Origin of the sequence: Cupriavidus sp. IDO (assembly GCF_000812465.1) — a bacterium.
GTDB lineage: Bacteria > Pseudomonadota > Gammaproteobacteria > Burkholderiales > Burkholderiaceae > Cupriavidus.
Genome location: NZ_JWMA01000154.1, coordinates 1 through 9629, shown reverse-complemented (window position 1 = coordinate 9629; position 9629 = coordinate 1). Strand labels below are relative to the sequence as shown.

10 protein-coding genes and 3 pseudogenes are annotated in these 9629 nt (G+C 59.7%); 6 read left to right on the top strand and 7 right to left on the bottom strand.

The window, feature by feature from the left end; genetic code table 11:
- Positions 1–1401: YncE family protein (locus RM96_RS29750; RefSeq protein WP_039015331.1), on the top strand; the 1401-nt coding region annotated here is incomplete at its 5' end.
- 123 nt (positions 1402–1524) lie between these two features.
- Here the strand turns inward: RM96_RS29750 and RM96_RS29745 are convergent.
- The 3 genes from RM96_RS29745 to RM96_RS29735 all read right to left on the bottom strand — a co-directional run bounded on the left by RM96_RS29745 (position 1525) and on the right by RM96_RS29735 (position 3805).
- Entirely contained in the window at positions 1525–1875 is a 351-nt protein-coding gene (locus RM96_RS29745; protein WP_039015327.1) for a hypothetical protein, read from the bottom strand.
- A 405-nt stretch (positions 1876–2280) separates the two neighbouring features.
- The gene (locus RM96_RS40730) at positions 2281–2700 is read right to left on the bottom strand and encodes a hypothetical protein (protein ID WP_338011441.1); all 420 of its coding nucleotides are present in this window, start codon (positions 2698–2700) and stop codon (positions 2281–2283) included.
- Positions 2701–2941: 241 nt separating this feature from the next.
- Positions 2942–3805: an oxidoreductase gene (locus RM96_RS29735; protein WP_039015326.1), complete on the bottom strand. Its 864-nt coding sequence runs from the start codon at positions 3803–3805 to the stop codon at positions 2942–2944.
- 25 nt (positions 3806–3830) lie between these two features.
- Here RM96_RS29735 and RM96_RS38005 point away from each other — a divergent pair.
- Positions 3831–4090: pseudogene (locus tag RM96_RS38005) on the top strand (transposase); the annotation flags it as partial.
- Positions 4091–4173: 83 nt separating this feature from the next.
- On the opposite strand, the gene RM96_RS29730 reads toward RM96_RS38005, so the two are convergent.
- Genes RM96_RS29730 through RM96_RS29725 form a run of 3 tightly spaced genes read right to left on the bottom strand, consistent with a single transcriptional unit; the run spans position 4174 to position 4916 of the window.
- Complete coding sequence (locus tag RM96_RS29730) at positions 4174–4485, bottom strand: DUF4148 domain-containing protein (protein ID WP_052279835.1); 312 nt, start codon at positions 4483–4485, stop codon at positions 4174–4176.
- Positions 4486–4514: 29 nt separating this feature from the next.
- Entirely contained in the window at positions 4515–4661 is a 147-nt protein-coding gene (locus tag RM96_RS39555; RefSeq protein WP_193752551.1) for a hypothetical protein, read from the bottom strand.
- Between the two features lie 54 nt (positions 4662–4715).
- On the bottom strand, positions 4716–4916 hold the full coding sequence (locus tag RM96_RS29725; protein ID WP_052279834.1) for a hypothetical protein: 201 nt from the start codon (positions 4914–4916) through the stop codon (positions 4716–4718).
- 1281 nt (positions 4917–6197) lie between these two features.
- On the opposite strand from RM96_RS29725, the gene RM96_RS29720 reads away from it, so the two are divergent.
- The 4 genes and pseudogenes from RM96_RS29720 to RM96_RS29710 all read left to right on the top strand — a co-directional run bounded on the left by RM96_RS29720 (position 6198) and on the right by RM96_RS29710 (position 8586).
- The gene (locus RM96_RS29720) at positions 6198–6470 is read left to right on the top strand and encodes a hypothetical protein (RefSeq protein WP_039015325.1); all 273 of its coding nucleotides are present in this window, start codon (positions 6198–6200) and stop codon (positions 6468–6470) included.
- A gap of 275 nt (positions 6471–6745) precedes the next feature.
- Positions 6746–6835: pseudogene (locus RM96_RS39045) on the top strand (RidA family protein); the annotation flags it as partial.
- A 35-nt stretch (positions 6836–6870) separates the two neighbouring features.
- Complete coding sequence (locus RM96_RS29715) at positions 6871–7923, top strand: alpha/beta fold hydrolase (protein ID WP_039015324.1); 1053 nt, start codon at positions 6871–6873, stop codon at positions 7921–7923.
- 174 nt (positions 7924–8097) lie between these two features.
- Positions 8098–8586, top strand: coding sequence for a hypothetical protein (locus RM96_RS29710; protein ID WP_039015323.1), 489 nt, complete (start codon positions 8098–8100; stop codon positions 8584–8586).
- 567 nt (positions 8587–9153) lie between these two features.
- Here the strand turns inward: RM96_RS29710 and RM96_RS38000 are convergent.
- Positions 9154–9291, bottom strand: a pseudogene (locus tag RM96_RS38000) (transposase domain-containing protein); the annotation flags it as partial.
- Positions 9292–9629: the final 338 nt, after the last annotated feature.

Below are 9629 nucleotides of genomic sequence, written 5' to 3'. Positions count from 1 at the left end.
GCCCCCGTATCCCAGTCCGAACCGGATATCCCTCTCAGCCACCGCGACCGCCTCTATGCTGCCGAGCAATTTTCGAACACGGTTTCCGTGGTGGACCCGGTCGATCATCGTCTTCTTGGCCTGATCCGGCTCGGGGATCCTTCGCCGGGAAATTTCAGTCCGCTATATCGTGGACAGGTGCTGGTACATGGCATGGGCTTCTCACCGGACCATCGGACCCTGGCCATTGTCTCCATTGGTTCAAATTCGGTGACGTTCATCGATACCCAAACGAATACGGTCAAGCACACTACCTATGTCGGCAGGTCGCCGCATGAGGCGTTCTACACGCCAGACGGCAGCGAGGTCTGGGTTACCGTGCGCGGAGAAAATCATGTCGCGGTTCTCGATGCCAAAACTTTCGCAGAGAAGACCCGTATTATCGTTCCTGCGGGACCTGGCATGCAGATCTTCTCGCCCGATGGCAAGTACGGCTACGTGTGCTCTTCATTCAATCCGGAAACCGAGGTGATCTCATTGGTCGAGCACAAGATAGTGGGTGCGGTAAAGCAGGACAGTCCGTTTTGTCCGAATATCGCTGCCACGCCGGACGGCAGGCAGGTCTGGTTCACACTCAAGGACATTGGAAGGGTTCAGGTCTTTGACGCACGTCCTCCATTCGCTCGCATCAAGAGCATCGAAACCGGTCCCCTCACAAACCACGTGAACTTTGTGCGTAATGCCAAGGGCAGTTTTGCCTACGTGACCGTGGGCGGGTTGAATCAGGTAAAGGTCTTTCGTACCGATGATTTTTCGCAGGTGGCTACCATTCCGGTGGGCAGCCTGCCTCACGGCATCTGGCCTTCGGGCGACGGCAGCCGCATGTATGTGGGTCTGGAAAATGCCGATGCTATCGCTGCCATCGACACGCTGAACAACACCGTAATCGCGACGGTTCAGGTGGGACAGGCCCCCCAGGCCATCGCGTATGTGCCAAACGCGGTGACGGTAGGCAATGGCACGCAGAACCTGGAGCCGCTTGGCATTGCCGGGCAGGCAAGCCACCTGACGCTATTGGCACCGAACACGGGGCACTCGGACGGGAAGGCAGCCGCCTCGACCAGCATTACGTTATTCGACCAGGGGTTGGTGCAGGTGCTGCAGGCAGCAGTGACCGGCCTTCAGCCGAGGCAATCATATGTATTGGCACTAGCGAGCAAAGCTGATGGCGGTGGGCCGCTGGAGCCCCTCGCAGTGTTCATGACGAATCCGGCTGGGGCGGCCATCGTCAATACCATCGGGCCGATCCGGCAGGTTGTTGCGCCGGGCACAAGCGCCGCGGACGACAAGCGACGCTATCTCGTGGTGGCCCCCCAAGTCTCGGGGAAGCCTGGAAATCCAGTTCAGGTACAGGCCCCCTGATTCCGCCGGCATCATCGATGGGCATCCAGGAACTGCAGGTGACACGCGGTTGATATAGCGAGTCATGCGCAGTCCTGCAAGGATTGCTGTCATTCAAGTATGGAGTGGGATCGAGGCCCGTTATCAGGCAAGGGCTCCATCGGTGTACGGATCGGCGGAGCGTGCGGGAGGCGTCGACGGGCCCGTGCGATCCATGCCGGCAAGGGTTCGAACGCCGTCGATGCGATCGTCCAGCGCCGCATTTCGGGCACCATCGGTGTACACATCGCGTGCTTCGATGCGTGCACCATCGGTGAATGCATCACGTTGTGCGATGCGCGCACCATCGGTGAAGACATCCCGCTGCCCGATGCGAGCCCCATCGGTATAGACGTCGCGGGGCGAGTTGACAGCCGCAACGGCGGCTTGCGAGGCAAAGATGGCGGCTGTGGCAATCAGCAGGGCGGCACCAGAGAATTGGCTGAGACGTTTCATGAGTAGCTCCTTGAAAACCGGACAGAGAGATGACAGTCAACGACCGGATCTGAGAGGCCTGCAGGAGCAGCGCCATGTTGCGATCGTTACTACCGTATACGCGCCGCTATCGCGAAACATTCCCGTCGTCAGATTGAAAGTTTGAATCGGTGTCATAGGTGCCTGGTGTGCATCAGATGTGCGAAGTGACCAGGCGCACGGCGAGCGCAAGAAAGACTGCATCGGCAAACCAGTTCAGTCCGCCCTGTGTGCGCGAGGAACGTAGCAGCAACGCTCCAAAGGTGCCTGACAACCAGGCGATTGCCGAGAACACGAGGAACGTGGCCGCAACGAAGATTACGCCAAGTGTCAGGATCTGAACGGCGATGGGCCCGCGCTCGGCGGCTACGAACTGGGGAAGGAAAGCTAGGAAGAAGATGTCCTGGCCCCTATGCGCTTGGCCATGAAGTGTTGAAGATCCGGGTTGATCGTCCAATCGTCCAATCGTCCAATCGTCCGATTGTCTGCGGAAACTGCGTAGAAGCTGGGCTTCGATCGCCATGGGGCATTGGTGGTCTTACCCGTCAGCAGGGCCTTGTGGAACGGTTCCTGGACGGCGTACAGCGTCGGCGCCCGTGCTTCTGGAAGGTCGCCCGCGAAGTCGCGTAGGAATGCAGACTCGCTCAGGCGTCCCTCATCGCGATCAAACACAATGGCAGCCGTGGCTGGTGGCGTAGGGTAGGTCTTGGCCAACGCGGTGTAGTCTTCGCCGGCATCCGGGGCTCGCGCCGCCACGAAGACCAGTGCGGAGACATTCTTGTGAACGCCAGTCGCGGTAATGATCATCCCGGCAAAAGAATGGGCGAGGAGCTAGCCGTAAACAAAAGGTGTTGAGACGCAAAACGGGTCCCATCTCCTCTAGACAGGGCCCCTTTTTTCGCCTGTAAACAAGTGCTTGGAGAAAGCGCCTTCCTCTCCTTGTGCGCAAGGTCCGAACGTGGCGTTTGCTTCACACGTTTTTCATTTCAGCCAGCCGCCTTTCTTCAAAGCGGTCGCTCAGGATAGTCCGCCATGCGTTACGCCCCATTCAATTCGTCGGAAACGTCGGAATGGGACCGACAGCACCGACGTCAGTTGAGACGCTGACCGCTTGCCAACGATCTGCATCGGCTGTTCTCGCTTGCTCCGCCTGACGCGCAAACTGGAAAGCGTCGCTTCCGAGGAGAATGTGCGGCGGTACTGTCTCAGTTTCGGCAATCCGGAGAACAACCTGTGCGACTCTGACGGGATCCCCAGACTCATTGCCCCAATAGCCTTCCATCTGTTTCACGCTTGCACCGACTGAGGGTTCGTAATCTGGCAACAAGACCGGTCGGTCTGCGTGCGCACGCTTTCCCCAATTGGTACGCATTCCACCCGGCTCAAGCGCGGTAACCTTGACGCCGAAAGGTGCAGTCTCCTGCGCCAGACCTTCGGTGAAGCCACCGACGGCCCACTTTGACGCGAAATAGGCCGCGTTGCCCGGGAACGCCGTACGACCTCCCAGCGAAGAAATCTGGATGATGTGTCCGCGGCGCTGTTGCCGCATGACAGGAAGCGCAGCGCGGGTAAGATTCACAACACCGAAAAAGCAGGTCTCGACCAGTCGGCGAAACTCGCTCGATGGAACCTGCTCAAACGGGCGGGTGTCCCCGTAACCTGCGTTATTCACGACCACGTCAAGGCGGCCAAACGCATCGACCGCTGCATCGACCGCCGCATGACCTTGAGACTCGTCTGTGACGTCGAGCGCGACCGCCCGGACATTCGCGCCAAACCGAGCCACCAGTTCGTCCAACTGACCAACGTTGCGGGCGGTCGCGACGACTTGGTTGCCAGCAGCTAAAGCTGCTTCGGCAATGATTCGACCCAGACCACTTCCGCTTCCAGTGATTAGCCAAACTTTAGACATTTTGAATTTCCTTTTCGTTAGATGGGCAATCGATGCCCTTGGACGGCCTCTGCGGTTGATTCTCACTGATGGCCAGGCTGCCGACATCTCCTGTGCGGCAGAGTTGATCGAAGGACTTACCGCGGACGCGATCATCGCGGACAAAGGCTACGACGCCGATGCCTTCGTGCAGGCCGTTCGCGCCGCAGGCGCAAAGGCCGTGATTCCGCCGCGCTCGAACCGGGTCGCCACAAGCGACGCTACAGTCGCGCCCTGTATCGCACCCGTAATCTGGTCGAGAGATTCATTTGCGTGCTCCTTTGGAGAAACGAGACTGCGAATCTTCGTTTTACTCCAGGGGGGCTTGCCTCCGCGGCCCTTCATAGTATCTAGTGTGCCCAATCCGTTTCCGCCGGCTGGTGGGCTTGAGTCACCGCCATTGCCGATTCCGCACGGCGCTTCTCGTCCAGCTTACGCTGCGCCTTCTGAAGTGATTCCGGAAAGCTATCGTCGGATGGATCGTAGCCCACGGATTTCAGTTCCTGGAGCTCATGGAGCAGCTCGGCGCGTGTGATGGGGTGGGAATCGCTTCCTGCCACCGATTGCCTGGCATCGGCTGCAGAGGCCAAACGGATGCCGCCGCCTGCAGCGAATGCGGCAATGGAGATGGTCGCGAGAAAGTTGGCGATGGACGTTTTCATAGTGGCATTCCTCAAAGCTCATGGAGCAGTTATATCGAGTCCAGGGCGGACAAGGTGAAATGCAGTGCCGAGAAAATAGGCGCGGCGACTTGCGCATATTGTGAAAAGCCTGGAGTGGTGACGAGGGCTGTTACCGAGATGACTGCTGCACGGACGATTCGCATTGGGGCATTCATGGTGAATCTCCTCAACAAGGCATTTGCTATCGGGAGCGTGGAAAGCGGCAGGGCCTAGTTGCGGGCGCCGTCCGTGTAGACGTCCCTCGAATCGATGCGGGCACCATCGGAGAACACGTCGCGCGGTCCGATGCGTGCGCCATCCGTATAGACGTCACGAGGCGAATTGACCGCGGCAACGGCGGCGTGTGAGGCGAAGGTGGTAACGGTGGCGAGCAGCAGGGCGGCACCGGAGATTTGGCTGAGGCGTTTCATGATTGACTCCTTGGCGAACGAATACAGAGATGACAGTTCAACGATCGGACCTGCGAGGCTTGGTGTGCAGCGCCATGTTGCAGTCGTTATTGCGTATACGCCGGGAGATCGCGGATCATTCCCCTTGCACGATTGAAAATTCAAATTGCCGCCATAGCGCCACGCCGGGGGGCGTGCGGTGCAGCGTACGGGCCACTACGCGAGGCTGTGATGAATGTGGAGAACGTTGGTCTCTCACATTCCTGAAGAGATCAGCAGGCTCATTCTGGAAGCTGCCGGACGGTCTGCATGACCTGGCACTACCGACGGGTGCTGAATTCACGATACGTGACTCGACCTCAACTCGGTTGTCCTGGCCCCATGCGCTTGGCCATGGGGCGCTGGAGGCAGAGTTGATGGGTCCGGTCGCCCATGGAAGCGAGCGTTGAAGCTGGGGCGCTGTACGCCGCCATACGCCCGAGCCTTGTTCGAGCTAGGCATCCAGCCTGCTCAAGGAGCTGCGCTGCGCGGATTCAGCGCCAAGAAGTCCGCCTACCCCTATGGCCCTCGCGGCAGCCCGCGTGGGGCTTGTTGACGCGAAAGACGCTGGCCTTATCGCTGTAGAACGCCATCGGCTTGCCATGGCGTTCCAGGTAGGCGCGCGTCGCGGCGAAGTACGTGAACGTGGTACCACTTTGGGACATCGATGCACGCTGGTGCAGGTGCCCCTTTCGCTACCTGCCCGAGAGGGGGCGGGGCCCATACCATTTGTCTGAGAATTCGTCGCAGATGTGCTTTAAGGTGGGATGTGGAAAGAACGATACCGAGAGCTGCGGGCACGGATGGCGGCCAAGACAAAGAGGCGTCTATCTATATAAGCAAGCGATCTGACGGATCTGAGTGGGCAGCCGTTTCCATGGGCGGCCAGACCATCAACCCTGACCTCCAGCGCCCCATGACCAAGCGCATGGGGCCAGGACAATCGAGTTGAAGTCGAGCCACGTATCGTCTGATCTCACATTCCTGACGAGATCAGCAGGCTCATTCTGGAAGCTGCCGGACGGGTGCTGACTTCACGTTCTCCACATTCATCACAGCCTCGCGTAGTGGCCCGTACGCTGCACCGCACGCCCCCCGGCGTGGCGCTATGGCGGCAATTTGAATTTTCAATCGTGCAAGGGGAATGATCCGCGATCTCCCGGCGTATACGCAATAACGACCGCAACATGGCGCTGCACACCAAGCCTCGCAGGTCCGATCGTTGAACTGCCATCTCTGTATTCGTTCGCCAAGGAGTCAATCATGAAACGCCTCAGCCAAATCTCCGGTGCCGCCCTGCTGCTCGCCACCGTTACCACCTTCGCCTCACAAGCCGCCGTTGCCGCGGTCAATTCGCCTCGTGACGTCTATACGGATGGCGCGCGTATCGGCCAGCGTGATGTCTTCACGGATGGCGCACGCATCGGACCGCGTGATGTCTTCACGGATGGCGCACGCATCGGACCGCGCGACGTGTTCTCCGATGGTGCCCGCATCGATTCGAGGGACGTCTACACGGACGGCGCCCGCAACTAGGCCCTGCCGTTTTCCACGCTCCCGATAGCAAATGCCTTGTTGAGGAGCAGGTTGCGCAGTTCGAGTGGCGACCTTGGCTTTGCCATCAAGGCATCAGGACAGTGTCAAGGAAGCGGAATCGCTTCCCGATGCGAGCCTCGATTTTGACCTACACGAAATTGCTGTGAGCACCAAGGAAGCTGTGCGCAGCGTGGATTAAGCGCGTTGAGCCAGTGCAAGCAGCCCGTATCAAGGACTTCAATATGGATACACACGATATTTACGCAAAGCTCAGGGAGCGCGGCAAGCACGCGCGCTCCGCGTTCGGTGTGGCCCGGATTCCGCTGGGCGTGTGCGTCGAGATTGAGTTGATTTTCGAGGTTGCCAGCGGGCATGCCCTCGCTTTGAGGTGGATAGGAATATGTCAGAGAATATCAATTCGCGTCGTCGCGGCTTCATGGGCAAGACAGCCGTGGCGCTTGCCGCTGCCCAGTTCGGCGTGCTGGGCTCCGCCAGGGGCCAGACACGTTCGCTGAATTCGTCGATCCTGCCTTCGGCCAGGCCGGGTACCCATACATCGTTTGCGTCGATGAAGCAGATCGACGCCGGGCTGCTCAATGTCGGCTACGCCGAGGCGGGGCCGGTTGACGGACCCGCGGTCATCCTGCTGCACGGCTGGCCTTACGATATTCATAGCTTTGTTGACGTCGCGCCGCTGTTGGCGTCGCGCGGGTATCGCGTGATTGTCCCGTATCTGCGGGGCTACGGTACTACGCGTTTCTTGTCGCAAGAGACGATGCGTAACGGCCAACCGACAGCCGTGGCTGCCGATATCGTCGCGCTGATGGATGCACTCAATATCCGGCAGGCGACACTCGCTGGGTTCGATTGGGGGGCGCGCACCGGCGATATCATCGCGGTGCTGAGGCCGGAGCGCTGCAAGGGTCTGGTGTCGGTAAGCGGCTACCTGATTGGGAGTCAGAAGGCCGGTGCGTCGCCGCTGCCGCCCGAGGCAGAGTTCCAGTGGTGGTACCAGTTCTACCTTGCAACGGATCGCGGGCGGGCCGGCTATGAAAAATACACCCACGATTTTGCCAAGCTGATCTGGAGGCAAGCCTCGCCGAGGTGGAAGTTCGATGACGCCACCTTCGAGCGGAGTGCGTCGGCCTTCAACAATCCGGACCATGTCGCCATTGCCGTTCACAATTATCGCTGGCGGCAAGGTCTTGCCTCTGGCGAGGAAAAGTACGACGCCTTTGAGCAGCGACTTGCCTTGGCGCCGTCCATTGGTGTGCCAACCATCACCATGGAAGGCGATACCAACGGTGCACCGCACCCGCCGCCCAGCGCCTACGCCGGTAAGTTCATCGGGAAATACGAGCACAGGACTATCACGGGGGGCATCGGCCATAACCTTCCCCAGGAAGCGCCCCAGGCATTCGCACAGGCCGTGATCGACCTCGGCAGGCTTTAGTGCGGCAGACCCGGGGCCCAATCGCGCAATGGCGGCCCACGGATGCCGACAGAAGGTCAGCAACGACAATCCTTTCGGCAACGTGGCGCCAGTGCGGGACCGGTTGTGTCTTGACTGTGCAGGCGAACGCGGCCTGCGCCGTTTTACCGAGGTTTCCCCTCATGCGAACGCAATATGAACGAAATCGTATTGAAGACCGGGCGCCGCCCTACTAGCGGCTCGTCGAAAGTGTCGACTGCGGCCTTGGCGGGATGCGCGGGCATCGCGGTCAATACCGCGCTGTTGTCCGTCGCCGATCACTTCGGGCTTGTCACCGCGCGCGGCGGATTGTTGACGCTGCTCGCACAGACGCTCGGCATATCGGCATTACCGCTTGTCAGGCTTTACGCGTTCCAGCAGGTTTTCCATATCGCCGTCGGCATCGCGATGGCCGTGTTCTACGCGTTCACGTTTGCGAGGCTCCCGGCCAGCGCGCTGATCAAAGGTCTTTTATACGCGCTCGCTGTATGGCTGTTGAATGCATGCATGGTTCTACCGCTGATCGGCCAGGGGTTCGCAGGGCATAGCGTGCTCACGGCAGGCGGCATGCTGTTCTTCGCGATCGCGCACACAGCATTCTTTGTCGTCACCGCACTGCTCTATCAGCGCTGGCGGGAACACTAGCTGCGTCCCGCAAGAAGCTTTAATAATGGTACAAGATCCCGTGGCTCTCCTATAGCTGGCCGCAGATCCTGCGCGGAGCCTCGCCTGGGCGGGCACACCGCTTCTGCGGCCTGCTACTCATTCACTTGGCCCCTCTTTCCCGCTATCCGTCTGGGCGGGAAGTTGCGTCTACATGCGTCGAGGAGAACGGCAAGCCTGTTGTCACTTTCCTGCACAGCAGTCAAAGGGAATAGTCTGCTCGTAGCGCTGATTGGCTCCCGCTGGCTGTCCGTGAATTCTGTCGTTAGCTGCTTGCCCATGAAACGGGCTTCCGCATTTGCCGACGACGCGATGAAGGTGATTAGCGAGGGAACGACTGCTGTCTACTGCGGAACGGCCATTTGAGCGCCTGCGGGCACACGCCAACGAGCGGCAGGAGATGGCCGGTCAGCGACCTCCGGCAGCCGCTCGCGGGTCGGCTCCACAGTCAAGAAGAGACTTTCGACGCTTCCTATGGGTCTGCTCCTCCGGCTTTCGTAAGCGGATCGTCAGCACCGTGGTTGCCGATGAGACAGGAATGGTCCAGCTTTAGACTCGCAACTCAAGTTGAGCGGCGACGTTCCACGGCAGGAGTTCGTCGATCTGATTCACCGGCTGATCCGCGATGTGGGTCAACTCGTGACGCAGGTAGGCCTCGGCATCGATGCCGTTGAGTTTGCAAAGCCCGTCGCGTAGCGCCGTGGATCGCATTGGATCTTCCGTCCCGCATTGCGGATAGCGCCATGCACCGCGCGCTTGAAAAGGCATCGCTGTCCTCATTTGCAGACATGTTGCAGCCCAGCATTGTTGCTGCACAGGTCCCGAAGTCTCGTCTGGTGCCTCTCCGACAGTACCACCGAGTCAACCACCCGTTCCCCGCGATGTTGCTATGCGACATGTCGATTGGAACTCATCCTCCTTCGGCACCACCAGTATCGACGGCGTCACATACGACTACGACGTAGTCATCAACCACGGCAAGGTCCGCAAACGCAGGAAGGGCCCCTCCGGCGAAACGGCGCCAT